Genomic DNA, 25,199 nt, shown 5'->3' with positions numbered 1-25,199 from the left:
CACGGCGCGCGTTGGCCGCCAGCGCAGCCTCAAGCGACCATTTTCGCTGTGTGAGGCTCGTCGAAGCCCATGCGGTGCAGGCGCGCATACAGGCCGCGCTGCGCGACCAGTTCGGCGTGCGTTCCCTGTTCCACCACCTGGCCCGCCGCCATCACGGCGATGCGGTCCGCATGCTCGATGGTGCTCAGGCGGTGCGCGATGATCAGGGTCGTGCGCCCCGTCATGAGCCGCTGCAAGGCCTCTTGCACCAGCCGCTCCGACTCGGTGTCCAGCGCCGAGGTCGCCTCGTCAAGGATCAGGATCGGGGCGTCCTTGTACAGGGCCCGGGCAATGGCCAGGCGCTGGCGCTGCCCGCCGGAGAGCTGGGTCGCGTTGTGCCCCACCAGCGTGTCGATGCCGGCTGGCAGCGTGGCAATGTGACTCGCGAGATTGGCCGCCTCCAGGCAATGCATGACCCGCTCGCGGTCCACTGCCTGGCCGAGCGCCACGTTGGCCGCCAGGGTGTCGTTGAGCATGGTCACGTCCTGGCTGACCATCGCGATCTGGCGGCGCAGCGCCGGCAGTTGCCAGCTGGCGATGTCATGGCCGTCGAGCAGCACGCGGCCGCCCTGGGGCAACACAAAGCGCGGCAGCAGGTTGATCAGCGTGGTCTTGCCCGCGCCCGAAGGTCCCACCAGCGCCACGATCTCGCCGGGGGCGATGCTCAGTGTCACGTTGTTCAGGGCCGGCTCTGCCTCGTCGTTGTACTTGACGCTGACCGCATCGAAGGTGATTTGGCCCAAAGCGCTCTTGGCCTGATAGCTCCCGTCGGCTTCGGACGGTGTTTGCTCGATCAGATCGAGCCCGCGCTCGAGCGCCGCGAGCCCGCGGGTGATCGGGTTGGCCACTTCAGAGAGGTGCTTGATCGGCGCCACCAGCATCAGCATGGCCGAGACGAACGCCACAAAACTGCCCACGCTGATGCCGCTGGTGTTGTTTTGCCACAGTGCGATGGTGATCACCGCCGAAAGGGCCGCCGCCGCCAGCATCTGGGTCAGCGGCGTCATGGCCGCCTGCGCGGCGACCGACTTCATGGCGAGCCGGCGGATCACCTGGCTCAGCGTATCGAAGCGGCCGGCCTGGGAGGCCTGCGCATCATGCAGCCGCACCATCCGGTACGCCAGCACGTTTTCTTCCACCACATAGGCCAGGGAATCGGTCGCGTTCTGGCTCGCCTTGGTGATACGGTACAGGCGGCGCGAGAGCGTTTGCATGACGAACGCGACCGCTGGAAACAGCACGCCGACGATCAGGGTCAGCTTCCAGTTGAGGTACAGCAGGTAGCCCAGCAGGGCCAGCAGCGTCATGGAATCGCGCGCCAGCCCCGAGAGCGAATTGACCAGCATGGTGGCGCCGGTTTGCACCTCGTAGACCACGGTGTTGGACAGTGCACTGGCCGACTGGCGTGTAAACAGCGACATGTCGGCGTCGAGCAGACGTGCGAACAAACTCCGGCGCAGCGCCAGCATGCCGTCGTTGGTCACCTTGGCCAGCGCCAGCTGTGCCAGGTAGCCGCTGAAGCCGCGCACCGCGAACAGCAGCAGCAGCGCGGCCGGCACCAGCCACAGCGGCAAGGCGCCGCGCTGGAAGCCCCGGTCCAGCAAGGGCTTGAGCAGCGCCGGAATCAGGGGTTCGGTGGATGCTCCGACGATGGTCGCCACCACTGCCGCGAACCAGGCCAGGCGGGCCTGTCCGAAATACGGCAGCAGGCGCTTCAGGCCTCGCAAAGGCGGCGATGAGGGTGCCGGCACGGTGGCGTCCGCCGTCACGCCGCTGCCACCGGGGCTTGCGGGTGCTGCTCAAGGTTCAGTTTGAAGGCTCGAAACAAAAGATGACTCCGGTAAAGAAGGATGCGAGACAGTGCCATTGTCGCAATGGGCATAATGACGGCTGGCCTGATGATTATCAGACACGGCAGTTTGTGAGTTTTACCAGACAAGATGAATCGAAAAACAATCGAATCGCGCCGGCTCCTGCTGGCCGGCTTGTTGGCTGTTCCCCTGGCACCCGCCTTCGCACAATTCCGGGTTGAAGTCTCAGGCGTAGGCCTGACCCAACTGCCCATTGCGGTTGCGCCGTTTCGTGGCGAAGACCAGTCTCCCCAAAAAATTGGCGCCATCGTGCGCGCTGACCTGGAGCGCAGCGGCCAGTTCCGCGGTGTCGACGCTGCTGGCGTCGCGCTGGACGAAACGTCGCGCCCCGATGTTTCGGTGTGGCGGCAAAAAGGCGCCGATTCGCTGGCGGCGGGCAGCGTCACCAAACTGGCCGATGGCCGTTTCGACGTGCGGTTTCGCCTGTGGGACGTGGTGCGCGGGCAGGACCTGGGCGGCCAAAGCTACGCCGTGGTCGCGGGCGATCTGCGCCTGGCGGCACACCGGATCGCCGACTTCATTTACGAAAAGCTCACCGGCGACAAGGGTATTTTTTCCACCCGGCTCGCCTACGTGACCAAGAACGGGTCGCGCTACACCCTGTGGGTGGCCGACGCCGACGGCGAGAATGCGCAGGCGGCGCTGGCGAGCCCCGAACCCATCATTTCGCCAGCCTGGTCGCCCAATGGCGGCCAACTGGCGTATGTGTCGTTCGAGTCGCGCAAGCCGGTGGTGTATGTGCACGACGTTGCCAGCGGCAGGCGCCGCCTGATTGCGAACTTCCGCGGCTCCAACAGCGCCCCGGCCTGGGCTCCCGACGGACGCTCGCTGGCCGTCACGCTGAGCCGCGACGGCGGCTCGCAGCTCTACACCATCGGGGCCAATGGCGGCGAGCCGCGCCGGCTCAACCAGAACGCCAGCATCGATACCGAACCCGCGTATTCACCCGACGGCAAGAGCATTTACTTTGTCAGCGACCGGGGCGGTGCGCCGCAGATCTACCGCATGGCGAACACCGGGGGCAGCGCGACGCGCGTGACCTTCGCGGGCAGCTACAACGTGTCTCCCGCCCTCAGCCCGGATGGACGCTGGTTGGCCTACATATCGCGAATCAATGGCGCGTTCAAGCTGCAAGTCATGGAACTTACAAGTGGAAACGTGAACTCAATCACTGACACGTCCGCCGATGAACACCCGAGTTTCGCGCCCAACAGTCGCCTCATCGTCTACGCTACCCAGCAGCAGGGCCGTGAAGCGCTGATGACCACGACACTGGACGGCAAGATCAAGGCGCGGCTGGCCGGTCAGGGCGGCGACATCCGCGAGCCGAGCTGGGGCCCGTTCCAGAAACAATGAATTTTTACTTCAGGAGTTTGACTATGAAACGTATTTTGTTGGCATTTTCGATGGTAGCCCTCATGGCGGGATGCAGCTCGGGCGTTAATCTGAACAAGGCGCCGGTGGACGACAAATCCGGCAGCCTGGTGACGCCGGGCGCCGACAGCGGCAACGCGGCCAAGAGCAATGTGGCACCGGTCGATCTGAGCAAGTCGGCACAGAATGCTGCGGGCCCGGCCGGGGTGGACCACTCCGTGTACTTTGACTTCGACAAGTACATCGTCAAGCCCGAGTACCAGAGCCTCATCGAGGCCCATGCCCGGTTCCTGAAGGCCGACCCGAAGCGCCACTCGGTGATTGAAGGCAACACCGATGACCGCGGCAGCAGCGAGTACAACCTGGCGCTGGGCCAGAAGCGGGCCGAGGCCGTGCGCCGGGCGCTGGATCTGCTGGGCGTGAACGACAACCAGGTCGAAGCGGTCAGTTTCGGCAAGGAAAAGCCGGTCGCGCTGGGTGATGACGAGGCCTCGCGCGCTAAAAACCGTCGCGCCGACATTACCTACCGATGAGATCTGTGGCGACCCTGAAGCTGCTGCGCGGCTTCGTCCTCGCGATGTCGGCCTGTGCGGCCTTGACCGCCGCCCACGCCGGCCTGTTTGAGGACGACGAAGCGCGCCGCGCCATTCTGGAGCTGCGCCAGCGCGTTGATGCCAGCCGCCAGGCGGCCGACGCGGCCCAGGCCAAGCAGTCGGACGACAACGCCCAGCTGCGCCGCAGCCTGCTCGACCTGCAAAGCCAGATCGAGGCCATGCGCGCCGACATGGCCAACCTGCGCGGGCAGGACGAGCAGCTGGCGCGTGACGTGGCGGACCTTCAGCGCAAGCAAAAAGACATCGTGCAGAACGCGGACGCGCAGCAGGCCGCGACCCAGCCGGCGCAGGTTACGGTCGATGGCAAGACTTTCTCGGCCACCCCCGCAGAAAAAACCGACTTCGAAGCGGCGCTGGGCACCTTCCGCCAGGGTGATTTCGCGGGCGCGCAAACCGCATTCGCCGGCTTCGTCAAGCGCTACCCGCAAAGCGGCTACAACCCGTCCGCGCTATTTTGGCTCGGCAATGCCCAGTACGCGACGCGCGACTACAAGGGCGCCATCACCAACTTCCGCGCGCTGGTGGCACAGAGCCCCGATCATGCGCGCGCACCCGAGTCCATCCTGTCGATCGCCAATTGCCAGATCGAGTTGGGCGACACGAAATCCGCACGCAAGACACTGGGCGACCTGATCAAGGCCTATCCGCAATCGGAAGCTGCCCAGGCCGCCAAGGAACGGCTGGCCAAGCTGAAATAAGCGTGGCCGGCGAGGAGGTTGGGTGGCCGGTCCTGCGTCACCGCTCCTTTAAAATTGCGCGATGCAAATTTCTGATATCCAGGCGCTCACCACGCAAGTGCTGTGGGCCGCCTTCCTTCTCTCGGTCATCTTCGGGGCGATTGCCCAGCGCACACACTTTTGCACCATGGGTGCGGTCAGCGACGTCGTCAACATGGGCGACTGGACGCGCATGCGCCAGTGGGGCATGGCCATAGGCGTGGCCATGATCGGTTTCGCCGTGCTGGTGTACAGCGGGCAAATCGACCCAAGCAAAACCCTGTATGCCTCGAATCGCTGGATCTGGCTGTCGGCCACCGTGGGCGGTGCGCTGTTTGGCTTCGGCATGGTGCTGACCTCGGGCTGCGGCAGCAAGACCCTGATTCGCATCGGCGGCGGCAGCCTGAAGTCGCTGATGGTTTTTATCGTGATGGGGGTCGCCGCCTTTGCCACCCTCAAGGGCATCACGGCCGTGGCGCGGGTTGACACCGTGGATCAGGTTGCTATTGATTTTGCAGCGGGCACTGCACTGCCCAATTGGGCTGCAGCCGCTTTTGGCATTAAAGCCGCGCTGGCCGGGCTGATTCTGGCCGTGCTGCTGGGCGGCGCCCTGATCGTCTGGGCGCTGGCGGGGCCGGACTTTCGCCGCCCCGACAACCTGCTCGCGGGGCTGGGCATTGGCGCGGTGATTGTTGCCATGTGGTGGGTCAGCGGCCATCTCGGCTACGTGGCCGAACACCCCGAGACCCTGCAGGAGACCTTTCTGGCCACCAACTCGGGCCGGGCCGAAGCCATGAGCTTTGTTTCGCCCGCGGCCTACACGCTCGACTGGCTCATGTTTTTCAGTGACAAGAGCAAGGTCCTCACGCTCGGCATCGTCTCGGTGTTCGGCGTGGTGGTCGGCTCGGCAGCCTGCGCCGTCGCCATGCGCAACTTTCGCTGGGAAGGCTTTGGCAGCACCGAAGACGTGGCCAACCACATGTCGGGCGCCGTCTTGATGGGCGTGGGCGGCGTTACCGCCTTGGGGTGCACGGTGGGGCAGGGCCTGAGCGGCATCTCCACGCTGAGTGTGACCAGCTTTGTCGCCGTCGCCGCCATTTTGGCCGGTGCCGTGGCGGCGCTCAAGTACCAGATATGGCGCATGGAGCGCACGGCTTGAGCCAGCACGATCCGCTGCCCACCGCCAGCATGCCAGGCGATGTCGCTGTCGACGCCGAGCGCCGCTTTGGCGGGCTGGCGCGCCTGTATGGCGTGGCCGGAGCCGCGCGGATTCGCGCCGCCCATGTGGCCGTCGTCGGCGTCGGCGGCGTGGGCTCCTGGGCCGCCGAGGCGCTCGCACGCAGCGGAGTAGGGCGCCTGACGCTGATCGACCTGGACCACGTGTCCGAATCCAACATCAACCGCCAGATTCAGGCGCTGGACGCCACGCTCGGCCAGGCCAAGGTGCTGGCCATGCGCGAGCGCATCGGCCAGATCAACCCCGCGTGCGACGTTACCGGCATCGAAGAGTTCGTCGAGGCGACCAACTGGCCGCAACTGCTGCCTGCGGGGGTGGATGCGGTGATTGACGCCTGTGACCAGGTCCAGGCCAAAACCGCCATGGCCGCCTGGGCGCGCGCGAGCGGCGCCTTGTTCATCTGCGCCGGTGCGGCCGGCGGCAAGCGCCATGCGCACAAGGTCGACATCGACGATCTGGCCCACACCACGCACGACCCGCTGCTGGCCCAGCTGCGTTACCGCCTGCGCAAGGCGCACGGCGCGCCGCGCGAGGGCAAGAAAATCGGCGTCGCCTGCGTCTTCAGCCGCGAAGCCGTCATGCCGCCCGACGCCAGTTGTGCCGTAGAAGGTGACGGCTCCCTCAACTGCCACGGCTACGGCTCGGTGGTCAGCGTCACCGCCACCTTCGGACAGTGCGCGGCGGGCTGGATTCTCGATCAGTTGGCGGTGCAGCACTGAAAAAAGCAGGCGCCAATCACGTTATAATTTATGGCTTTGCTGGAAAGCAAAGATCAGGCGAAAGCCTTGAGGGACCTTAGCTCAGTTGGTAGAGCAGCGGACTTTTAATCCGTTTGTCGTGGGTTCGACCCCCGCAGGTCCCACCAATGAATTCAAGGGCTTAGCCGTGTGGCTAGGCCCTTTTCACATTGGAACGTGACGTAAACGTGACGAGTTCGACCACGTTTTCATCACGGACCCGCTGGAGCCGACTGGCCGCGACAGCCAGATGTTCCGTCGCGTACTTCGCGTAGCGGTCCACCATCACGCGGGATTTCCAGCCGCCCAATTCCTTGAGCTCATCCGCAAGACGTTCCCGCCTGGCGATGCCACGATGCCCATGTATGGCGCAAATCGTGAAACCGAAAGTTCCCGATGCCAGCAGCTTCTAACGCGCTGTACCAGGCAGTGTTGGTGATCGCCCTTTGAATTCGCTCACCCCGGAAGGTGAAGCAATACTTCGGGTTCTTACCGCGCTGCTCTTCCAACACCTCAATTGCATCTTCATTCAATAGCACTCCCCGAGGCGTACGGTGGCGACATGAGCGCGCACGTCAGCGAAAAGTGAGCGCAGTTTTGGAAGCTTGCCGATGAACTCCTTTAATTGATCGCCGGTGAGTTTTTCGTATTCTTTATTCATGCAAACGCCAGCGAGCCCGCTAGGTACTAATAGTCGGCAGTCAACAAGCTGACATACTATCAACATATTCACGGTACCAAAGGCGTCAGGATGGCCACGAAGACTAATATCATTGACAGAACGGAGTTCGCAGCTGCAGTGGACAAGGAAAAAATTGTCGCGCTCGTTGAAGACTTTGCGGACGCATGCGCGCCGCTAGAATGCGATCGCCTATTACTGTTGCAAGATAAGCGAACGGGCGCGGCATATATTGAATGCCATGTCGCGGCCAGCAAGCTGATGCACCTGGCCACAATTGACGTGCCAATCGATCCAGACGACCAAGCAGACTACCGTGCCAACAGAGACATTGTTGAAGACCATATCGCGTTCGAGCAAATGAAGCAAGACGCTATTGCCCAAAGAACGTTTAGCAACATCGTCTCCGAATTCAGTCGAGCGTTCGACCCCGAGCATCCAATCAAGATCATTGGAGGGCAGCATCGATACAGTGCGATAAAGGAAGCCTTTGATCGAGGTGTTGACGAATATCACGGGCTAAAAATTTATTTTGGGTTGGACAATGATCAGCGTATCGACGTTCAACTAATCTCGAACACCAACATTGCCGTTTCGACCGATCTCTTCGATCGAATGCAAGAGACATTAGCGGGACCAGCGCTCAGGGATTGGTGCCAAGCAGTGGGGCTACTCGCACCCAAGCAAGATTTTGCGGATAAGCGACTGCGGTCAAACCCGATTACAGTGCGGTCAGCCCGAACTTTCATCGTGAACTACTTCCGCGGCGCCGCCATTCCTGATAAAGCATTTGACTCTACTGAGACGACCCCAATGATCACCCGTTCTGGCGCAAACGATCCTGACTGGGATGAACTAAAAAAGGCCAAGCCCGCTCTTTGGTCTGATAAGGGACTTTTAGATGCTGGCAAAGCATTTGCAGCACTTATCGAAGCCCAAAGAAAAGCCTTCACACCGACCAATGCCAATAAGAAGGCAAAGGCAGGGCAAACAGACTTTGCAGAGAAGGCTTTGAATTTCGCCGTCTTGAGCGCATGGGCCTTTATCGCGGGCGTCCTATCAAACAACCAGGTACGTCTTGCCAGACATTACGCCCTGGCGGATCAAACCGGCCGTGACCCTTTAAACGCAGCATCGCTTGCCAAGGGTCGCCATAAAACGGACGCCGAAAACTATCGAGGCCTCGGGTATCGCACGGACGCAAAGGAAAGAGGTCGCCTAGCTGAACTCTTCTTTCTTCAGGCCGAGGACGCCAGTGGCATCACCGCGGCAAAGATCGACCTAGCAATCAAGAAATATCATGCAAAAGAAGCGCTTCTAGAAGTGAAGCGAGCCGAGTCGAAAGTCGAAGCATGATATCCATCGACAAGTTCTCAACGACGCTATTGGAAGAAGCCAAACGCTTCCTTGAAAAAGCAACGGAAACTACGGATCAAACTAGTGCAACGGCCTATTGTCATGCCTCGCTCCTCTTAGGGTTTAGTTCTTTGGAGGCCCATATGAACGCCTTAGCGGATGAATTGGGTATGCGTGAAGGTCTAGATACATTAGAGAAGTCGATCCTCCAAGAAAAAGACTTCATTCTGCGGAAAGGCGCATTTGAACTCAAGAAGGAACTAAAAATGTATCGACTGGAAGACAGATTGCTGTTTCTATTCGCAAGATTCTCAAATGGAGTTGAACCCACCACACATATTTGGTGGGGCGAGCTGAAGGGCGGAATGGATCTGCGGAACAGACTGGTTCATCCCAAAGACCCATTGCAACTCACTCCTGCGGAGACTGCAAAAGCTATGACCGCCATCATTGAATGTTTAAACGCGCTATTCATGGCCATCTTTAAGAGACCTCACCCGTCATACAACCGAAAACTGGATTCGATGCTGACATTCTGATTCAGCATGCCTCGCGGCCTAGCATACAAGCCCCTCCGAAGACTGCGTTATCAAAGCTTCTTCTTTGGTTTCCAGATCTTCCAAGGCAATTTCCAGCTCTGTGATGCGGACTGCGCGCCCGGCTGGGGTCATAACCCCTCTAATGCCTACGCCCCCGTCCATGGTCAAAACTGAGGAGAGAATCGGTCTCCTCAAAACCTGGGGCAATTCATCATTGCACCCGCCAGTTAGCTCTACGTTAGCTCATGTATGCCCCGCCTTATCTCTAGCTTACTAAAACGGATTACGCACACCGCCAGCGGCTTGCCCAGAAAACCGCCGATTGTGGTGCCACTGATTTTCTGGGCGACCCTGTACGCCATCTTTCATCGAACGCCCCAAGAGTTCCTTGGCGAAACATTTCCGATCGCCGCATTTCTGGCATTCATATCGTATAGTTTTTTCGTGATGAGATGGTCCTTGTTCGGTCACCCGAAGTTGAATGTTCATCTCTTCCTACTACCTATTCTGTACCTGCCAATATTGATCTTCGTTCTTACAGTCATGTATTGGGGTATCTGGGTTGCAATGCGAGACAGCTACGTGTGGCTTGAACATCAATCTCCACCGCGAGGCTTCTTCGTTGCCTTGATTGGAGTCTTGGTTGTCGTTGTTGGGTACATCCTTTTTTTGTTGCGCCTTCGCGCGCGCTTCTTCTTTGGTTTGACCGAGGCACTAACTGGCCTACTCATCGCTTTACACAACGTCCCGGCAAATGCTGATCCCGTCCTTTGGAGTTCCCAGATATTTCTGGTGATATTGACGGGGGGTGTGTTGCTCGTTGTTCAGGGATTCGACAACATGCGCACTGGGCTAAAGTCAGAATCTCGGGACGGATTTCTTGAAGCCTTCGATAAAACTGAATACGGCGCGTTATCAAGATCCTTGCGCGGTGATGACAAATGAGAGCTAACACGGCAATCGAGCGGACGCTCTGCCTAGCCCTGGATCAAGCAAAGGTCCACGGGAGCAGCAGTGAGTATGTTTAACGCAAGAATTGAGGTCGCCAATGAGCTGGCGAAGTGCGTAACCAGTATCGATGGAATCGTGCTCGATGAGTTTCTGAAGGCTCCGACGTTTCGCAACGCCGACTATTGGTTCAAGTCCGAAAATGTTGTTGCGGAGTTAAAGCAGCTCGAAGCAGATTGGTTCTCGCAGGACACCTTTCAAACGAAGCTTTCCACCCTCTATGCAGGGTGGATCAAACAAGGAACGGTACCGCGACCTAGCAGTTATCCGGTCCAAATTGAACTACAAAACCTCCCCGTCTATTGCGCCAGAGAAGTGCTAGACCCATTGAAGCGCAAGCTTGAAGTCACAACCGTGAAAGAGGCTAACAAGCAGATCAGAGAGACAAAGAAAAACTTGAATATTCCTAGCGCCAAAGGATTGCTGATCCTGGTCAATGAAGGAAATCGTGCCCTACGTCCCGAGGTTATGGGCCACCTGCTTCGTCGAATACTCAAGGCCGCGCACTCGAACATTCATTCGGTCATTTACTTCAGTGCCAATGAACTCGTGTCAATACCAAGTGTGAGTATGCCGTCGTATTTTTGGATCGACTGGGTTTTCCAGAGTCGCGAACCGGTGGCACGCGAACTGCTGACTAAGTTGCAAGACGCATGGATGCGTCATTACTCGACACTGATTCCAGACCCCCTATATGTGCTGGACGGAAAAAGCTCTACAGACCTCATGCGAAAAATAAACTTCGCCCAACAAACGTGACAATCTTGGCAAGCTCTGGCGAAACGTGACGAGCGAAGGCGAGTCTAAGTCATTGATAAATAAGGGTTTTAATCCCATTTAAATCCGTTTGTCGTGGGTTCGACCCCCGCAGGTCCCACCAAGCTACATATAGAAAGCCAGCTATCGAAACGATAGCTGGCTTTTTTGCTTCTCAGGGGCGGGTGGTGTTCGCGCGCCTGCAGACCCCGTCTTTTTTGCTCCGGGAAGTCCGCACCAAGGCTTCGCGGTATTGCAGGTGTGGGCGGCGCCCTTGCAGCCTGAGCTGCGTCGAACGGGAGCTTGGGCGGAAAATCGCCTGCGCCGTCTGGAGAACGAGCTTGAGCAAAACTGGCAAATCGGGTCCTGACCCTGATCGAACCGAGGCGCTGGCCCTGTACCGCCAGCGTGCCGCCCTGTACGACCTGGAAATGGCATTGTTCGAGCCGATCCGGCGCATGGCGATCTCGCGCCTTGCGCTCAAGCGCGGTGACGTCGTGCTGGACGTGGGATGCGGCACCGGGCTCAGCCTGGCCTTGCTGCGGCAGGGGCTCGGCGCCAAAGGCCGGGTTATCGGCATCGACCAGAGCCCCGAGATGATCGAGAAGGCTAGAGCGCGGGTCATGCAGAACGACTGGAGAAATGTGGTTTTGCTGTGCTCGCCGGTCGAGACGGCCGAGATACCGCGACCGGCAGATGCCGCCCTGTTCCATTTCACGCACGACGTCCTGCGCCGGTCCGATGCGCTCGCCAATGTGCTCCATCATTTGAAGCCGGGCGCGCGAGTGGTCGCCAGCGGGCTCAAGTGGAGCTGGGCCATCCCTGCCAACCTGTTCGTGTGGTCCGCGGCGCTGCACTCCGTCACGACGCTGGAGGGGCTCGATAAACCCTGGAGCCGGCTGGCCGAACGCATCGGGCCCCTGAATGTGGAAACACTGCTGCTGGATACCGTCTACATCGCCAGCGGACAACTCGCAGATCAGGCTTGATCCAGCGTATGCCTGCTTCAGGTTAAAGCGGCTTTTTGTGAGCCTCACGGGCAAAGCCCATCTCGTGGGTGAGGACCACCGTCCGGGTGTCAAAATTAGCGTTTCGGCCTTCTTTCGCTCACTTCAAGATTTCATCATGACCATTTCCATGTATCAGGCCAGCGTGCCGCGGCTGGCGAACATCCTCGGCAATTTGTCGAACATTCTGGACAAGGCGCAGGCTCATGTCGACGCCAGAAAGCTCGATGTTTCCACGCTGATGAACTATCGGCTGTTCCCCGATATGCTGCCTTTCACAAAGCAGGTGCAGATCGCCTGCGATAAAAGCAGAAGCGTCGTGGCACGCCTGGCGGGGCTGGATGTGCCGGTTTATGACGACAACGAAAAGACTCTGGCGGAACTCAAGGTGCGCATTGCCAAAACGATTGCCTTCATCCAGAGCGTGTCGCCAGCGCAGATCGACGGCACCGAAGACAAGGAGGTCGTGCTCAAGGTCGCGGGCAAGGAAACGCACTACAAGGGCATGCAACTCCTGCTGGGGCATTCCCTGCCGAATGTCTATTTTCACATCACGACTGCGTACAACATCCTGCGCCACAACGGCGTCGAGATTGGCAAACGCGATTACCTCGGCAATCCCTGACCCGGCTGTAACCCCGCCAATACCGCCTGCATCCGCATTATTCGGGTCAGCCGTTATGCACCAGCATCTTCGCCTGGGCATTGGCGACTTCAACGCCGTCCTGATTGGTGCAGGTGCCCCCGAGCGTGACCAGTCCGCCCTCGATCTTCGGTTTGGCATCGAGTGCGATGACCGTCCATTTCACCTTGAGCGTGTCGCCGGCGCGCACCGGGTGGGTAAAGCGGATGTGATGTTCAACATAGGCGATGGCGGTGCTGTGGAACAGCATGCCGAGCGGCGCGGCCATTGCATTGCTGGTCAGGTAGCCATGCGCAATGCGGCCGCCGTAGCGGCTTTTGGCGGCGAACGCTTCATCGACGTGCAGCGGATTGAAGTCGCAAAACAAGCCGGCACCGAGCACGATGTGCGCCTCCGTGAGTGTCAGGCTGGTTTCAAATTCATTGCCCAGGCTGAGTTCGTCGAAGCTGCGACCGATGTACATGTTCATGCTGAGATCCGCAAAGGTGGCCCGATCGGGCCATGCCAGCGCTTGAATGCTGGATGAAAGGCGCGGGCATCATGATAGACCAGCAGCGCCCCATCTCGCCCCAACTGCTTGTCTCCCGGGGTTTGTTCTTTTATGCTTGAAAATCAGTCACTGGAGACAAGCCATGATCAAAGTCAGCGTGATGTACCCCAATACCCCCGGGGCCCGTTTCAACCACGAGTACTACCGCGACAAGCACATGCCGCTGGTCAAGAGCAAGATGGGTGACGCCTGCAAGTACTACACGATTGACAAGGGGCTGGCCGGCGGCACTGCTGGCGCGCCCGCGACCTATGTGGGCATGTGCCACATCTTTTGCGATTCAGTGGAATCGTTTCAGGCCGGCTTCGGACCGCACGCGCAAGAGATCATGGGAGACATTCCTAACTACACCGATCTGACTCCGGTGATCCAGATCAGCGAAGTCGTTGTGGGCTGAAGGCGCGGGTTTTGGACGGCGCCGCAGGCGGCAACGCAAGCTGCGCCGTCTGCGCCACGCGCACGCAGTCCTGGATATGCTGCTCGCCCAGATAGCGGATCGCCGTGTAGCCCATGGCAGCGGACACGGCCTGGCCGGCCAGCGGCACATACTTGGCGGCCTGCTGCACCGTCAGGCGCATGCCGATCTTTTGCGCGGCCATAAAGACCAGCTCCTTGGTGATGAACTTGCCGATCAGCACCGACCCGACCACGGCGACAGCCTTTTGTACTTGCGCGCGCTGGCCTGGGTCCAGCCGGTCGAGTTGCGCCGGCGTGAGTCCGAACTCGGCGCTGATTTTGGGCAGCAGGCGCGACAGCAGGGCGGCGTCCACGGCCCAGTCCAGCCCCGGCACGGGTACCGTGCTGGCCACGGCGGCCACCAGTGCGCGCCGGTGCAGCAATTGGTGGCTGCGGCGCACGGCGGCCGACAGGGCCTCGTCGCCAGCAGCCATTTGCAGGGCGGTCAGCATGCCGTACCGATCAGGCGAGGGAGATCAAATCGACGGCCAGGCGACCGGGACTGTGCGTCATGGTGAGCGCTCCAAAAACGAATGAATCAGCGAACCACTCTACACCGCTGCGTGTCATTCGATCCCCTCAGGCGCCGGCGGTGTGCTCGATTTCCTCGGTCAGCTCCAGCCAGCGTTCTTCGAGTGCATGCAACTCGTCGCCGACCGCCTTGAGTCGCTTGCCGGTCTCGGCAATGGCCGCCGGCGCCAGCGGCGTCGCCAGCTGTGCCTCGATCCGCGCTTTTTCCTGCGTCAGTTCCGCCATGCGCCGCTCGCAGCCCTCGAGTTCGCGCTTGATGGGCCTGGCCTTGTCCGCATGCTGCTGCCGGCGCTGCGCGTCGAGTTTTCGCTGTGCCGGTGCGTTTTTTAAGCTAAATGTGCCTGTAGCCCCCTTGGGTGCTTCGCTTTCAGCTATTTTTGTTGTAGCAGCGACGGGCTCCTTCAACGACTCCTTGAGGCTTTCGCGCTGGCGCTTGGCCTCATCCAGAAGATAGCGCTGGTAGTCGTCAAGGTCGCCATCGAAGGGCTCGACACCGCCGCGCGTGACCAGCCAGAACTCGTCGCAAACGGCACGCAGCAGGGCGCGGTCGTGGCTGACCAGCATGACCGTGCCTTCAAACTCGTTGAGCGCCATGGACAGCGCCTCGCGCGTGGCCAGGTCCAGGTGGTTCGTCGGCTCGTCGAGCAGCAGCAGGTTGGGGCGCTGCCAGACGATCATGCACAGCACCAGCCGCGCCTTTTCACCGCCGCTCATGCTGCCCACGGCCTGCTTGACCATGTCGCCGCCAAAGTTGAACATGCCCAGAAAGCTGCGCAGGTCCTGCTCGCGCGTGCCCTGGCCGTGGTTTTGCCCGCGCGCCGCGGTCTCGCGGACGAGACGGATCATGTGCTCCAGCGGCGTGTCCAGCGGCCGCAGCACGTCGAGTTCCTGCTGGGCAAAGTAGCCGATGTTCAGGCCCTTGCCTTCGGTGAGCTCGCCGCCGATGGGCGCCAAGGCGCGCGCCACGGTTTTCACCAGCGTCGATTTGCCTTGTCCGTTGGCTCCGAGGATGCCGATGCGCTGGCCCGCCAGCACCGAGCGGTTGACGTGCTGCACGATCACGGTGGGCGGCGTGCCGGCCGGAGCGTCTTCGGGCGGCGGGTAGCCGAAGCTGGCGCCCGACATCGACAGCATCGGATTGGGCAGATTGGCCGGCTCCTTGAACTCGAAGCTGAAGTCGGCGTCGGCCAGCATTGGCGCGATTTTTTCCATGCGCTCGAGCGCCTTGACGCGGCTTTGCGCCTGCTTGGCCTTGCTGGCCTTGGCCTTGAAGCGGTCGATGAACTTTTGCAGGTGCGCGATCTTGTCCTGCTGCTTGCCAAAGGCAGCCTGCTGCAGCTCCATCTGCTCGGCGCGCATGTCCTCGAATTTGCTGTAGTTGCCGCCGTAGCGCACCAGCTTGCCGGCGTCGATGTGCAGGGTGACGTTGGTCACCGCATCGAGAAATTCGCGGTCGTGGCTGATCACCACCAGTGTGCCCTCGTAGCGCTTGAGCCAGGCTTCCAGCCACACCAGCGCATCCAGGTCCAGGTGGTTGGTCGGCTCGTCGAGCAGCAGCAGGTCGGACGGGCACATCAGCGCGCGCGCCAGCTGCAGCCGCATGCGCCAGCCGCCCGAGAAACTGTTCACCGGATTCGTCAGCTCGGTGGTCTTGAAGCCCAGGCCCAGGATCAGCGCCTGGGCGCGCGCGGGCGCATCGTGCGCGCCGGCGTCGTGCAGCTCCATGTAGGCATGCGCCATGCGCTCAAAATCGTCCGTCGCCTCGGCGGCGCGCACCTCGGCCTGCGCGGCCACCAGGGTGGTGTCGCCCTCGACCACGAAGTCGGTGGCGCTCTGGTCGGTCTCGGGCATCTCCTGCGCGACCTGGCCCATGCGCCACTGGGCCGGGATGTAGTAGTCGCCACCGTCCTCGTGCAACGTGCCGTTGAGCAGCGCAAACAGCGAGGACTTGCCGGCGCCGTTGCGGCCCACCAGGCCGACCTTCTCGCCGGGGTTGAGGGTCACAGAGGCGTTGTCGAGCAGCACCTTGGCGCTGCGGCGCAGGGTCACATTTTTAAGGGTAATCATGATGGTCGAGAGATTCGCGCGTTACCAGCAGCACCTGGTCCACGCCTGCGCTGGTTTCGAGCCAGACCGCTTCGAGGTGCGGAAAGGCGGCTTCAAAGTGCTCGCGCTCATGGCCGATTTCCAGCACCAGCACGGCGTGTTCGGTCATGTGCTGCGGCGCGTCGCGCAACAGCCGGCGGATGAAATCCATGCCGTCCGCGCCACCGGCCAGCGCCAGTGCGGGCTCGGCGCGGTACTCGGGGGGCAGGGCGGCCATGCTGTGCGTGTTGACATAAGGCGGGTTGCACACAATCAGGTCGTAAGGGCCACCCACCTGGGCCAGGCCATCGGACGGCAGCAGCGTGATGCGCTGTTGCAACTGGTGCCGGTCCACGTTGATGCGGGCGACCTCTAAGGCATCGGTCGAAATGTCGGCGGCATCGACATTGACCTCCGGATAGGCCATCGCTGCCAGCACCGCCAGGCTGCCGTTGCCGGTGCATAAATCGAGGACGCTGTGCGTGTGCGCGCCCAGCCACGGGTCGATGCCGCCATCTGCCAGCAGCTCGGCAATCAGGCTGCGCGGCACGATGGCGCGTTCGTCCACATAGAACGGCACGCCTTGCAGCCAGGCCTCGCGGGTCAGGTACGCGGCGGGTTTACGCGTTTCGATACGCGCTCTTAAAAGAGTAGCTATCTGTGCTTGCTCCAAGGGGGCTACGGGCCGATTTGCTACTGAACCGGGACCCTGCAGCGGGGTATCCAGCGGCAGGCCCAATTGCCACAGCACCAGCCAGGCGGCTTCGTCGAACGCATTGTTGGTGCCGTGGCCAAGGGAAACGCCGGCCCCTGCGAGCTGCTCGGCGCCCGCGTCGATCAACTCGATGAGGGTCATGCGGACAGCGTTTCCAGCACGCGGCGGTAGATGTTCTTGAGCGGCTCGATATCGGCCACCGCCACGCACTCGTCGATCTTGTGGATGCTGGCGTTAGGGGGCCCCAGTTCGATCACCTGCGGGCAGATCTTGGCGATGAAGCGGCCGTCGCTGGTGCCGCCGGTGGTGGAGAGTTCGGTCTCGAGGCCGGTCTCGGCCCGAATCGCGTCCTGCACCGCGCTGACCAGCGTGCCGGGCGTGGTCAAAAAGGGCAGACCGCCTACGGTCCACTGCAGCTCGTAGTCGAGGCCATGCCGGTCCAGCACGGCGTGCAGGCGCTGCTGTAAACCCTCGGGCGTCGATTCGGTCGAAAAGCGGAAATTGAAGTCGATCACCACCGTGCCCGGAATCACGTTGCCGGCTCCGGTACCGCCGTGGATGTTGCTCATCTGCCAGGTGGTGGGCGGGAAGAATTCGTTGCCGCGGTCCCATTCGACGGTGACCAGCTCGGCCAGCGCGGGCGCGACCAGATGGATCGGGTTTTTCGCCAGGTGCGGGTAGGCGATGTGGCCCTGCACGCCGCGGGCGGTGAGCTTGCCGCTCATGGTGCCGCGGCGTCCGTTCTTGATCATGTCGCCGGTGCGCTTGACCGAAGTCGGCTCGCCCACGATGCAATAGTCCAGCCGCTCGCCACGCGCCTTGAGGCGTTCGCACACCGTCACGGTGCCGTCCAGCGCCGGGCCTTCTTCGTCGCTGGTGAGCAAGAAACCGATGGACAGCGCAGGGTCGGGGTGCGCCGCGAGAAACTCTTCCACCGCCACCACCATGGCGGCCAGCGAGGTCTTCATGTCGGCGGCGCCGCGGCCGTACAGCAGGCCGTCCCGGTGCGTGGGGGTGAACGGGTCGCTGCGCCACTGCGCCAGCGGACCGGTCGGTACCACATCGGTGTGGCCCGCGAAAACTATCAATTTTGTAGCGTCTTGTGCCCGCGCAGGCTGGGCTTTCGCGCCAAAACCTCTGCGAACCGCCCACAGGTTGGTGACCTGAAAGTGGTCCGGGCCACCCAGCATGGTTTCGCATTCGAAGCCGAGCGGGGCCAGGCGCGCGCCGATGATCTTCAGGCAGCCCATGTCATTGGGCGTGACCGAAGGGCGGGCGATCAGCTGTTCGGCAAGATGGAGCGTGGAGGTCATGGAGTGGGTCTGCAATCAGGGTGTTGGCATTACAGCGGGCCAACGCCTGTCTTGCCAAAGCCAGTGGCACCAAAACCGGTGGCGCCGAACCCGGTCGTGCGCACATCCAGCGTGATTTCTGTGAATGAAGGATCGTCGCTTTGCGGCTCTTCTTCCAGCGCCTTGGCCGCCCTGACCTGGTTGTTCTGCAGGCGCCACATCAGGTTGGTGGGCGAATCCGAGTGGCCGAGGCCTTCCTTGCGCTCGACGCTGCCGTCCAGGATCAGGCGCGCGATGTCTTCCTCAAAGGTTTGCGAGCCCTCGGCAATGGAGTTTTCCATGGCTTCCTTGACGCCCGAGAAGTCGCCTTTCTCGATCAGCTCGGCCACCAGCTTGGTGTTGAGCATGACCTCCACGGCGGGCAGCCGCTTGCCGGAGGCCGTGCGCAGCAGGCGCTGCGACACCACGGCCTTGAGCGCGGCGGCCAGGTCGCCCAGCATGGTCGGGCGCACTTCCACCGGGTAGAAGCTCAGGATGCGGTTCAGCGCCTGGTAGCTGTTGTTGGCGTGCATGGTAGCCAGGCACAGGTGGCCCGACTGGGCGTAGGCGATGGCCGCGGACATGGTGTCGCGGTCGCGAATTTCGCCGATCAGGATCACGTCAGGCGCCTGCCGCAGCGCATTGCGCAGCGCGATTTGCAGCGATTCGGTGTCGGTGCCGATCTCGCGCTGGTTGATCACGGACTTCTTGTTCTTGAACATGTACTCGATCGGGTCCTCGATGGTGAGGACGTGGCCCACGGCGTTTTCGTTGCGGTGGTCGATCATGGAGGCCAGCGTCGTGCTCTTGCCCGCGCCGGTGGCGCCCACCAGCAGCAGCAGCCCGCGCTTTTCCATCACCAGCTGGCTCAGGATGGGCGGCAGGTTCAGCGTGTCCAGCGGCGGAATGTCGTCGGCGATGTAGCGGATCACGGCGGCATAGCTGCCGCGCTGGCGCAGGCCGCTGATGCGGAAATTGCCGACCCCATGGAGCGGGAAGGCCATGTTCAGTTCGCCGGTTTTTTCCAGCTCCTCGATGCGCGCCGGCGCCAGGATTTCGGCCAACAGGTTGCGCGGCGCCTCGGGCGGCAGCACCTGCGCGTTGATGGGAACGCTCTGGCCGTTGATCTTGATCAGCGCCGGCGAGTGGGCCGACAGGTACACGTCCGAGGCCTTGCGGTCCGCCATCAGGCGAAGAATTCTCTCCATCGTGTTCATCGTGCGTCTTTTCCCGAAAGTATTGTGAGGGGTGATCCGCTCAGTCGCGCAGCAGCTCGTTCAGGCTGGTGGTGGCGCGGGTTTTCGCGTCGACCCGCTTGACGATGATGGCGGCGTACATGCTGTACTTGCCGCCGGGCTTGGGCAGGCTGCCGCTGATCACGACCGAGCCCGCGGGAATGCGGCCGTAGCTCACCGTGTCGCTGGCGCGGTCGTAAATCGGGGTGCTCTGGCCCAGGTACACGCCCATCGAGACAACCGAGTTTTCTTCCACGATCACGCCTTCGACCACTTCGGAGCGCGCCCCGATGAAGCAGTTGTCCTCGATGATGGTCGGATTCGCCTGCAAGGGCTCGAGCACGCCGCCCAGGCCGACGCCGCCGGACAGGTGCACGTTCTTGCCCACCTGCGCGCACGAGCCCACGGTGGCCCAGGTGTCGACCATGGTGCCTTCGTCGACGTAGGCGCCGATGTTGACGTAAGAGGGCATCAGGATCGCGCCTTTGGCAATAAAGCTGCCGCGGCGCGCCACGGCCGGCGGCACCACGCGCACGCCGGTGGCGCGCATCTGCTCTGCGTCGAGGTGCGCGAATTTGGTTTTCACCTTGTCGTAGAAACCCAGATCGCCGGCGCGGATGACTTCGTTGTCGTTCAGGCGAAAGCTCAGCAGCACGGCCTTCTTGAGCCACTGGTGCGTGGTCCACTGGCCCACGCCTTCGCGCGTGGCCACGCGCAGATGGCCGTTGTTGAGTTCGCCGATGGCGTGCTCCACCGCCTCAATCACTTCCTTGGGTGCGGCCTTGGGCGACAGGTTGGCGCGGTCTTCCCACGCGGCATCGATGATTTTTTGCAGTTGCTGGGTCATGGTGAAAGTCTCGGGGTCGGGTTTTTGGGAATTAGGATTGGGTGTTGACAAATTGCACGATGCGCTGCGCGGCTTCGAGGCATTCCGCCGTTTCGGCGACCAAAGCCATGCGGATGCGGCCCTTGCCCGGGTTCAAACCATGGGCCTCGCGCGCCAGATAACTGCCGGGCAACACCGTCACATTGTATTGAGCCAGCAGTTCGCGCGCGAAAGCGGTGTCATCGCCGGGCTCGCCGCTGCGGCTGGCGGGCACCTTGGCCCACAGATAAAAGCCGGCGTCGGGCAGCGCCACCTCCAGCACTTGGGCCAGCAGTGGCGTGACCTGGGCAAATTTCTCGCGGTACAGCGCGCGGTTGTCCACCACATGCTGCTCGTCGCGCCAGGCGGCGATGCTGGCCGCCTGCACCACGCCGCCCATGGCGCTGCCGTGGTAGGTGCGGTAGAGCAAAAACTGCTTGAGCAGGGCCGCATCGCCCGCCACGAAGCCGCTGCGCATGCCGGGCACATTGCTGCGCTTGGACAGGCTGGTGAACGAGACCAGATTCTTGAAGTTGCTGGGCCCCAGTTGCGCCGCCGCCTGCAGCGCGCCCAGCGGCGGCTCCTCGCGAAAATAAATCTCGCTGTAGCACTCGTCCGAGGCAATCACGAAACCATGGCGCTCGCTCAACTCGAACAGCTTGCGCCACTCGGCCAGCGGCATCACGGCACCCGTGGGGTTGCCGGGCGAGCAGACGAACAACAGCTGCGTGCGCGCCCAGACCTCGGCCGGCACGCTGTCCCAGTCCACTGCGAAGTTACGTGCCGGATCGCTCGGTGCAAAGTACGGCTGCGCGCCCGCCAGCAGCGCAGCGCCCTCGTAGATTTGGTAGAACGGATTGGGGCAGACCACGGTCGCCCCTGGCCGGCTCGGGTCGAGCACGGTTTGCGCGAAGGCAAACAGCGCCTCGCGCGAGCCATTGACGGGCAGCACCTGGGTGGCCGGGTCCAGCGCCAGGCCGTAACGGCGCTCGAGCCATGCGACAAAGGCCTCGCGCAGTTGGGGCGAACCCGCGGTGGCCGGGTAAGCGGCCAGTCCGCCGGCCGGGTCGGCCGCGGCATTCATCAGGGCCTGTTTGACGAGGTCGGGAGTGGCATGCCGCGGCTCGCCAATGCCCAGGCTGATGGGGCGGTAGGAAGCGTCGGGGGTGATGCCGGCGAATAATTGCCGCAGCCGCTCGAAAGGATAGGGCTGCAATTGCTTCAACAGGGGATTCATCCCCGAATTATCCGGGATTGACTGCGCCCGGCCGCTGGACCGTCAGCGGAAAATGACGCAATCGTCCTTACTTCTTCCGTCCAGACGTGGTTTTCGGCTTGACTTCATCCGCCTTGGGCTGATCGCCAATCACGGATTTGAGCGGGCAAACACTGAAAGCCGGGCATTTTTTGCAGCCAACGGCGATGGCAATCGGGCAGAGGGTCATGGCGTTCTCCACTGGGGTGGTTGTTGCAGTATGCGCCTTCGGGTCAAGGCGGAACAGCCCGGGCCAATGGAGGCTTTCAGTCGTCGCATGATCGTTGTCTGTAGTTAATGTAATTGATTAAATAAATTTCATAGCTATTTGAAAATCATTGAATTTATAGAAATTCGTAAAATGACTCGGCAACGCGTTGACTCAGGATCGATCCGCGAGCGCAGACAGCTTGCTTGCGCGCCGTCATGGGGGGCGACCCGATTTCATGTAAAAGAGGGTCGCCCGGCGTTCAGCCATCCGGGATGCCGGAGGGGAAGATCGGAGCAATAAAAAGTCACACCATGAAGCCTCATCCATGAGCCGTTTTTTCCGCGCGCCGACATGTCTGCCGGTCCTGCTGTGTGTGGCTGCGGCATTGGCGGGCTGCTCGCACCACGACGACAACACGTATCAGGGCTATATCGAGGGCGAGTTCGTGTACCTCGGCTCGTCGCAGTCCGGCAAGCTCGCGCAATTGCCGGTGGCGCGCGGGCAGACGGTCGAGGCCGGCGCGCCGGTGTTCGCGCTCGAATCGGTTGACGAAGCCGCCGCGTTGCAGCAGGCGCAGCAGCAACTCGCTGTCGCGCGCGCGCAGCTGGCCGACATCCAGACCGGCAAGCGGCCGCCCGAAGTCAACGTCATCAAGGCGCAGCTCGCGCAGGCGCTCGCCAATGCGCGCAAGGCCGCATTGCAGCTCACGCGCGATGAGGCCCAGTTCCGCGTCGGCGGGATCGCGAAGGCGCAACTCGACGACTCGCAGGCCAACGCCGATGCGACCGCGGCCCAGGTGCGCGAACTGACGCATCAGGTCGATGTCGCCAGGCTTCCCGGGCGGTCCCAGCAGATCGGCGCGCAGAGCGCGCAGATCGAGGCGGCGCAGGCGGCCGTCGCCCAGGCGCAGTGGAAGCTGGACCAGACGCGTGTGAGCGCGCCGGCCCGGGGGCTCGTGTACGACACGCTGTATCGTGTCGGCGAATGGGTGCAGGCCGGCAATCCCGTCGTGCAACTGCTGCCACCGCAAAACGTGAAGGTGCGCTTTTTTGTGCCGGAGACGATCGTCGGCGCCCTGGCGCCGGGCCGCGCCCTGGCGATCCATTGCGACGGCTGCGCCGCGGACGTGCCTGCGAAGATCACGTACATCGCGAACAAGGCCGAATACACCCCGCCCGTGATCTACAGCAACGAGAACCGCGCGAAGCTGGTGTTCATGGTCGAAGCGCATCCGTCCGCGGCCGACGCCGCGCGGCTGCATCCCGGCCAGCCCGTCGCGGTGACATTGCAATGAGCCCGCCCGCGCCGCCCTACGCCATCGACGTGCAAAAGCTCAACAAACGTTTCGGCGACAAGCACGTCGTGCGCGACCTGTCGCTGCAGGTCGCGCGCGGCGAGATCTTCGGCTTTCTCGGGCCGAATGGCAGCGGCAAGACCACCTCCATCCGCCTGATGTGCGGGTTGCTCACGCCGGATTCGGGCACCGGCACCTGTCTTGGCTACGACATCGTGCGCGAGAGTGCGCAGATCAAGCGCAACGTCGGCTACATGACGCAGCGCTTCTCCTACTGGGACGACCTGACCATCCGGGAAAATCTCGACTTTGTCGCGCGTATCTACCAGATGCCGGCCCGCCGCGAAACGGTGGACCGCTCGCTCGAATCGCTCGGTCTGCAGAGTCGGGCGGATCAACTGACGGGCGCGTTGTCCGGTGGCTGGAAGCAACGGCTCGCGCTCGCTGCCTGCATGCTGCACGAGCCGCAGCTGCTGTTGCTCGACGAGCCCACCGCGGGCGTCGACCCCGGGGCGCGCCGCAACTTCTGGGAAACGCTGCACCAGCTCGCCGCGCGGGGCATTTCGGTGCTGGTCAGCACGCATTACATGGACGAGGCCGAGCGCTGCCACAAGCTCGCGTACATGGCGTGCGGCAGGCTGCTGGCGCAAGGCACCGCAAAACAAATCATCGACTCGCAGAATCTCGCAACGTGGAGCCTGCATGGCGAACATCTGAGCCAACTGTCGGATCGGCTGCGCGGGGTGCCGGGTGTCGATCAGGTCGCCGTGTTTGGTTCGGCGCTGCATGTCAGCGGCAGCGACCACGCTGCGCTCGAAGCCGCTATCGGGCAGGCGACCGCCGGCACGGGGTTGCGCATCGAGCGCATCGAGCGCATCGAGACTGGACTCGAGGACGTGTTCATCTACCTGGTGGACCGTTCGAGCGACAACGATGGAGCGCCATCGTGACGACGCGCGTTCTTTTCTCGTGGTCGCGCTGGTGGAGCATTGTGCTCAAGGAGTTCCTGCAACTGCGGCGCGACCGCATCACGTTCGCCATGATCATCGGCCTGCCGATCATCCAGCTCACGCTGTTCGGCTTCGCGATCAACACCGACCCCAAGCACCTGCCCACCGCCGTCGTCATGGGCGACCAGAGCGCCTTCACGCGCAGTTTTGTCGCCGCGATGACCAACTCCAGCTATTTCGACATCGTTGAAACCCTGCCCGACGAGGAAGCCGGCCGACGCGCGCTGGCACAGGGCCGGGTGCAGTTCGTGCTCAACATCCCGGTCGATTTTTCGCGCAGGCTGCTGCGCGGTGAGCGTCCATCGCTGCTGCTCGAAGCCGATGCCACCGACCCCACTGCGACGGGCAGTGCACTGGCGGCACTCCCCGGCCTGGTGCAGCCGGTTGCGGACAAGGACATCACCGGGCCGCTGGCCCACCTGAATGGCAGGCCTGCTGCGTTCGAAGTGCAGGTGCACAAGCTGTACAACCCCGAGGGCATTACGCAATACAACGTGGTGCCGGGCCTGATGGGCGTGATCCTGACACTGACGATGGTGATGATGACCGGCCTGGCGATCACGCGCGAGCGCGAACGCGGCACGATGGAAAACCTGCTCGCGACACCCGCGCTGCCGGTCGAGGTGATGACCGGCAAGATCGTGCCTTATGTGGTGATCGGGCTGGTGCAGGCATCCATCATCCTGGCCGCGGCGCGCCTTGTCTTTCATGTGCCGTTCGCGGGCAGCCTGCTCGCCATCTATCTGGCCTCGCTGCTGTTCATTGCGGCGAACCTGACGGTCGGCATCACGCTGTCGTCGATGGCCCGGAACCAGTTGCAGGCCATGCAGCTGACCGTGTTCTATTTTCTGCCGAGCCTGCTGCTGTCGGGCTTCATGTTCCCGTTCGCGGGAATGCCGGACTGGGCGCAATTCATCGGCAACCTGCTGCCGCTGACCTATTTCAACCGGCTGATTCGCGGCATTTTGCTCAAGGGCAGCGGCTGGGTCGACCTGTGGCCGTCGGTCTGGCCGATGGCGTTGTTCATGGTCATCGTGATGGGCATTGCGCTGCGCTTTTACCGGCGCACGCTCGACTGAGGGACC

At 62.1% G+C, this 25,199-nt stretch carries 27 protein-coding genes and 1 tRNA gene; 16 read left to right on the top strand and 12 right to left on the bottom strand.

All coding sequences use genetic code 11. The annotated features are described in order from the left end of the window. Positions 1-29 precede the first annotated feature (29 nt). Complete coding sequence (gene msbA, locus EUB48_RS10835; protein ID WP_142819038.1) at positions 30-1,808, bottom strand: lipid A export permease/ATP-binding protein MsbA; 1,779 nt, start codon at positions 1,806-1,808, stop codon at positions 30-32. Positions 1,809-1,979: 171 nt separating this feature from the next. Here msbA and tolB point away from each other — a divergent pair, with 171 nt between their 5' ends. From tolB to EUB48_RS10805, 6 genes are all read left to right on the top strand, one after another. After that, complete coding sequence (gene tolB / locus EUB48_RS10830) at positions 1,980-3,266, top strand: Tol-Pal system beta propeller repeat protein TolB (RefSeq protein WP_142819036.1); 1,287 nt, start codon at positions 1,980-1,982, stop codon at positions 3,264-3,266. A gap of 23 nt (positions 3,267-3,289) precedes the next feature. Beyond that, the gene (pal, locus tag EUB48_RS10825; protein ID WP_244618172.1) at positions 3,290-3,817 is read left to right on the top strand and encodes a peptidoglycan-associated lipoprotein Pal; all 528 of its coding nucleotides are present in this window, start codon (positions 3,290-3,292) and stop codon (positions 3,815-3,817) included. After that, complete coding sequence (gene ybgF, locus EUB48_RS10820; protein WP_142819032.1) at positions 3,814-4,596, top strand: tol-pal system protein YbgF; 783 nt, start codon at positions 3,814-3,816, stop codon at positions 4,594-4,596. Before pal ends, ybgF begins: the two co-directional genes overlap by 4 nt. 61 nt (positions 4,597-4,657) lie before the next feature. Then, complete coding sequence (locus EUB48_RS10815; protein WP_142819030.1) at positions 4,658-5,773, top strand: YeeE/YedE family protein; 1,116 nt, start codon at positions 4,658-4,660, stop codon at positions 5,771-5,773. A 29-nt stretch (positions 5,774-5,802) separates the two neighbouring features. After that, positions 5,803-6,570 (top strand): tRNA threonylcarbamoyladenosine dehydratase, encoded by a 768-nt coding sequence (locus EUB48_RS10810; protein WP_142821208.1) that lies wholly within the window; start codon positions 5,803-5,805, stop codon positions 6,568-6,570. A 70-nt stretch (positions 6,571-6,640) separates the two neighbouring features. Continuing rightward, positions 6,641-6,716, top strand: a tRNA-Lys gene (locus EUB48_RS10805). Between the two features lie 192 nt (positions 6,717-6,908). Here EUB48_RS10805 and EUB48_RS21695 read toward each other — a convergent pair. Together EUB48_RS21695 and EUB48_RS21850 are read right to left on the bottom strand one after the other, a co-directional pair. Next, positions 6,909-7,100 (bottom strand): tyrosine-type recombinase/integrase, encoded by a 192-nt coding sequence (locus tag EUB48_RS21695; protein WP_244618433.1) that lies wholly within the window; start codon positions 7,098-7,100, stop codon positions 6,909-6,911. A gap of 17 nt (positions 7,101-7,117) precedes the next feature. After that, the gene (locus EUB48_RS21850) at positions 7,118-7,249 is read right to left on the bottom strand and encodes a hypothetical protein (protein ID WP_274595954.1); all 132 of its coding nucleotides are present in this window, start codon (positions 7,247-7,249) and stop codon (positions 7,118-7,120) included. 90 nt (positions 7,250-7,339) lie between these two features. Between EUB48_RS21850 and EUB48_RS10795 the strand changes: the two genes are divergently transcribed. The 6 genes from EUB48_RS10795 (at position 7,340) to EUB48_RS10770 (ending at position 12,558) form a co-directional block, all read left to right on the top strand. Then, entirely contained in the window at positions 7,340-8,623 is a 1,284-nt protein-coding gene (locus tag EUB48_RS10795; RefSeq protein WP_142819028.1) for a hypothetical protein, read from the top strand. Next, on the top strand, positions 8,620-9,162 hold the full coding sequence (locus tag EUB48_RS10790; protein WP_142819026.1) for a hypothetical protein: 543 nt from the start codon (positions 8,620-8,622) through the stop codon (positions 9,160-9,162). The genes EUB48_RS10795 and EUB48_RS10790 overlap by 4 nt, the downstream gene beginning before the upstream one ends. A 249-nt stretch (positions 9,163-9,411) precedes the next feature. Then, positions 9,412-10,107: a hypothetical protein gene (locus tag EUB48_RS10785; protein WP_142819024.1), complete on the top strand. Its 696-nt coding sequence runs from the start codon at positions 9,412-9,414 to the stop codon at positions 10,105-10,107. Positions 10,108-10,182: 75 nt separating this feature from the next. Then, positions 10,183-10,929 carry a hypothetical protein gene (locus EUB48_RS10780; protein WP_142819022.1) on the top strand — a complete coding sequence of 249 codons (747 nt, stop codon included), beginning with the start codon at positions 10,183-10,185 and terminating at the stop codon, positions 10,927-10,929. Between the two features lie 338 nt (positions 10,930-11,267). Continuing rightward, the gene (locus tag EUB48_RS10775) at positions 11,268-11,915 is read left to right on the top strand and encodes a class I SAM-dependent methyltransferase (protein ID WP_244618171.1); all 648 of its coding nucleotides are present in this window, start codon (positions 11,268-11,270) and stop codon (positions 11,913-11,915) included. A 37-nt stretch (positions 11,916-11,952) separates the two neighbouring features. Then, on the top strand, positions 11,953-12,558 hold the full coding sequence (locus EUB48_RS10770; RefSeq protein ID WP_338052381.1) for a DUF1993 domain-containing protein: 606 nt from the start codon (positions 11,953-11,955) through the stop codon (positions 12,556-12,558). Between the two features lie 46 nt (positions 12,559-12,604). On the opposite strand, the gene EUB48_RS10765 is transcribed toward EUB48_RS10770, so the two are convergent. Continuing rightward, positions 12,605-13,045 carry a MaoC family dehydratase gene (locus EUB48_RS10765; RefSeq protein WP_142819019.1) on the bottom strand — a complete coding sequence of 147 codons (441 nt, stop codon included), beginning with the start codon at positions 13,043-13,045 and terminating at the stop codon, positions 12,605-12,607. Positions 13,046-13,208: 163 nt separating this feature from the next. Here EUB48_RS10765 and EUB48_RS10760 point away from each other — a divergent pair, with 163 nt between their 5' ends. Next, positions 13,209-13,523, top strand: a complete 315-nt coding sequence (locus EUB48_RS10760; RefSeq protein ID WP_142819017.1) for an EthD family reductase — start codon at positions 13,209-13,211, stop codon at positions 13,521-13,523. On the opposite strand, the gene EUB48_RS10755 is transcribed toward EUB48_RS10760, so the two are convergent. The 8 genes from EUB48_RS10755 to EUB48_RS21360 form a co-directional block, all read right to left on the bottom strand. Beyond that, entirely contained in the window at positions 13,501-14,034 is a 534-nt protein-coding gene (locus EUB48_RS10755; RefSeq protein ID WP_142819015.1) for a hypothetical protein, read from the bottom strand. The two genes, EUB48_RS10760 and EUB48_RS10755, sit on opposite strands and share 23 nt — an antisense overlap. A 127-nt stretch (positions 14,035-14,161) precedes the next feature. Then, the gene (locus EUB48_RS10750) at positions 14,162-16,180 is read right to left on the bottom strand and encodes an ABC-F family ATP-binding cassette domain-containing protein (protein ID WP_142819012.1); all 2,019 of its coding nucleotides are present in this window, start codon (positions 16,178-16,180) and stop codon (positions 14,162-14,164) included. Continuing rightward, positions 16,167-17,054 (bottom strand): 50S ribosomal protein L3 N(5)-glutamine methyltransferase, encoded by an 888-nt coding sequence (gene prmB, locus EUB48_RS10745; protein WP_142819010.1) that lies wholly within the window; start codon positions 17,052-17,054, stop codon positions 16,167-16,169. The genes EUB48_RS10750 and prmB overlap by 14 nt, the downstream gene beginning before the upstream one ends. Next, entirely contained in the window at positions 17,051-18,226 is a 1,176-nt protein-coding gene (dapE, locus tag EUB48_RS10740) for a succinyl-diaminopimelate desuccinylase (protein WP_142819008.1), read from the bottom strand. The genes prmB and dapE overlap by 4 nt, the downstream gene beginning before the upstream one ends. 29 nt (positions 18,227-18,255) lie before the next feature. Beyond that, positions 18,256-19,461, bottom strand: a complete 1,206-nt coding sequence (locus EUB48_RS10735) for a PilT/PilU family type 4a pilus ATPase (protein WP_142819007.1) — start codon at positions 19,459-19,461, stop codon at positions 18,256-18,258. A gap of 40 nt (positions 19,462-19,501) precedes the next feature. Next, the gene (gene dapD, locus EUB48_RS10730) at positions 19,502-20,326 is read right to left on the bottom strand and encodes a 2,3,4,5-tetrahydropyridine-2,6-dicarboxylate N-succinyltransferase (protein ID WP_142819005.1); all 825 of its coding nucleotides are present in this window, start codon (positions 20,324-20,326) and stop codon (positions 19,502-19,504) included. Between the two features lie 31 nt (positions 20,327-20,357). Further along, positions 20,358-21,581, bottom strand: a complete 1,224-nt coding sequence (gene dapC, locus EUB48_RS10725) for a succinyldiaminopimelate transaminase (protein ID WP_142819003.1) — start codon at positions 21,579-21,581, stop codon at positions 20,358-20,360. Between the two features lie 67 nt (positions 21,582-21,648). Further along, positions 21,649-21,789 carry a hypothetical protein gene (locus EUB48_RS21360; RefSeq protein WP_168226739.1) on the bottom strand — a complete coding sequence of 47 codons (141 nt, stop codon included), beginning with the start codon at positions 21,787-21,789 and terminating at the stop codon, positions 21,649-21,651. A 346-nt stretch (positions 21,790-22,135) separates the two neighbouring features. Between EUB48_RS21360 and EUB48_RS10720 the strand changes: the two genes are divergently transcribed. The 3 genes from EUB48_RS10720 to EUB48_RS10710 are packed head-to-tail and all read left to right on the top strand — an operon-like array spanning position 22,136 to position 25,193. Further along, a complete protein-coding gene (locus tag EUB48_RS10720) occupies positions 22,136-23,104 on the top strand; it encodes an HlyD family secretion protein (protein WP_142819000.1) in 969 nt (322 codons plus the stop codon). Further along, entirely contained in the window at positions 23,101-24,054 is a 954-nt protein-coding gene (locus EUB48_RS10715) for an ABC transporter ATP-binding protein (protein WP_142818998.1), read from the top strand. Before EUB48_RS10720 ends, EUB48_RS10715 begins: the two co-directional genes overlap by 4 nt. Then, positions 24,051-25,193 (top strand): ABC transporter permease, encoded by a 1,143-nt coding sequence (locus EUB48_RS10710; protein ID WP_142818996.1) that lies wholly within the window; start codon positions 24,051-24,053, stop codon positions 25,191-25,193. Before EUB48_RS10715 ends, EUB48_RS10710 begins: the two co-directional genes overlap by 4 nt. Positions 25,194-25,199: the final 6 nt, after the last annotated feature.

It is taken from the genome of Rhodoferax sediminis (genome assembly GCF_006970865.1).
Classification (GTDB): Bacteria; Pseudomonadota; Gammaproteobacteria; order Burkholderiales; family Burkholderiaceae_C; genus Rhodoferax_A; species Rhodoferax_A sediminis.
This window is presented reverse-complemented; position numbering and strand designations above follow the sequence as displayed.

What these genes read in the sequence shown, in the direction of transcription:
- dapE (WP_142819008.1), bottom strand. Translation starts at nt 18,226, where the DNA reads ATGACCTCCACGCTCCATCTTGCCGAACAGCTGATCGCCCGCCCTTCG.
- EUB48_RS10755 (WP_142819015.1), bottom strand. Translation starts at nt 14,034, where the DNA reads ATGCTGACCGCCCTGCAAATGGCTGCTGGCGACGAGGCCCTGTCGGCC.
- dapD (WP_142819005.1), bottom strand. Translation starts at nt 20,326, where the DNA reads ATGACCCAGCAACTGCAAAAAATCATCGATGCCGCGTGGGAAGACCGC.
- EUB48_RS10715 (WP_142818998.1), top strand. Translation starts at nt 23,101, where the DNA reads ATGAGCCCGCCCGCGCCGCCCTACGCCATCGACGTGCAAAAGCTCAAC.
- tolB (WP_142819036.1), top strand. Translation starts at nt 1,980, where the DNA reads ATGAATCGAAAAACAATCGAATCGCGCCGGCTCCTGCTGGCCGGCTTG.
- EUB48_RS10760 (WP_142819017.1), top strand. Translation starts at nt 13,209, where the DNA reads ATGATCAAAGTCAGCGTGATGTACCCCAATACCCCCGGGGCCCGTTTC.
- EUB48_RS10795 (WP_142819028.1), top strand. Translation starts at nt 7,340, where the DNA reads ATGGCCACGAAGACTAATATCATTGACAGAACGGAGTTCGCAGCTGCA.
- EUB48_RS10735 (WP_142819007.1), bottom strand. Translation starts at nt 19,461, where the DNA reads ATGAACACGATGGAGAGAATTCTTCGCCTGATGGCGGACCGCAAGGCC.
- EUB48_RS10780 (WP_142819022.1), top strand. Translation starts at nt 10,183, where the DNA reads ATGTTTAACGCAAGAATTGAGGTCGCCAATGAGCTGGCGAAGTGCGTA.
- EUB48_RS10790 (WP_142819026.1), top strand. Translation starts at nt 8,620, where the DNA reads ATGATATCCATCGACAAGTTCTCAACGACGCTATTGGAAGAAGCCAAA.
- EUB48_RS10720 (WP_142819000.1), top strand. Translation starts at nt 22,136, where the DNA reads ATGAGCCGTTTTTTCCGCGCGCCGACATGTCTGCCGGTCCTGCTGTGT.
- EUB48_RS10815 (WP_142819030.1), top strand. Translation starts at nt 4,658, where the DNA reads ATGCAAATTTCTGATATCCAGGCGCTCACCACGCAAGTGCTGTGGGCC.
- EUB48_RS21360 (WP_168226739.1), bottom strand. Translation starts at nt 21,789, where the DNA reads ATGACCCTCTGCCCGATTGCCATCGCCGTTGGCTGCAAAAAATGCCCG.
- EUB48_RS10785 (WP_142819024.1), top strand. Translation starts at nt 9,412, where the DNA reads ATGCCCCGCCTTATCTCTAGCTTACTAAAACGGATTACGCACACCGCC.
- dapC (WP_142819003.1), bottom strand. Translation starts at nt 21,581, where the DNA reads ATGAATCCCCTGTTGAAGCAATTGCAGCCCTATCCTTTCGAGCGGCTG.
- pal (WP_244618172.1), top strand. Translation starts at nt 3,290, where the DNA reads ATGAAACGTATTTTGTTGGCATTTTCGATGGTAGCCCTCATGGCGGGA.
- EUB48_RS10810 (WP_142821208.1), top strand. Translation starts at nt 5,803, where the DNA reads ATGCCAGGCGATGTCGCTGTCGACGCCGAGCGCCGCTTTGGCGGGCTG.
- prmB (WP_142819010.1), bottom strand. Translation starts at nt 17,054, where the DNA reads ATGACCCTCATCGAGTTGATCGACGCGGGCGCCGAGCAGCTCGCAGGG.
- EUB48_RS21850 (WP_274595954.1), bottom strand. Translation starts at nt 7,249, where the DNA reads ATGAATAAAGAATACGAAAAACTCACCGGCGATCAATTAAAGGAGTTC.
- EUB48_RS10765 (WP_142819019.1), bottom strand. Translation starts at nt 13,045, where the DNA reads ATGAACATGTACATCGGTCGCAGCTTCGACGAACTCAGCCTGGGCAAT.
- EUB48_RS10750 (WP_142819012.1), bottom strand. Translation starts at nt 16,180, where the DNA reads ATGATTACCCTTAAAAATGTGACCCTGCGCCGCAGCGCCAAGGTGCTG.
- ybgF (WP_142819032.1), top strand. Translation starts at nt 3,814, where the DNA reads ATGAGATCTGTGGCGACCCTGAAGCTGCTGCGCGGCTTCGTCCTCGCG.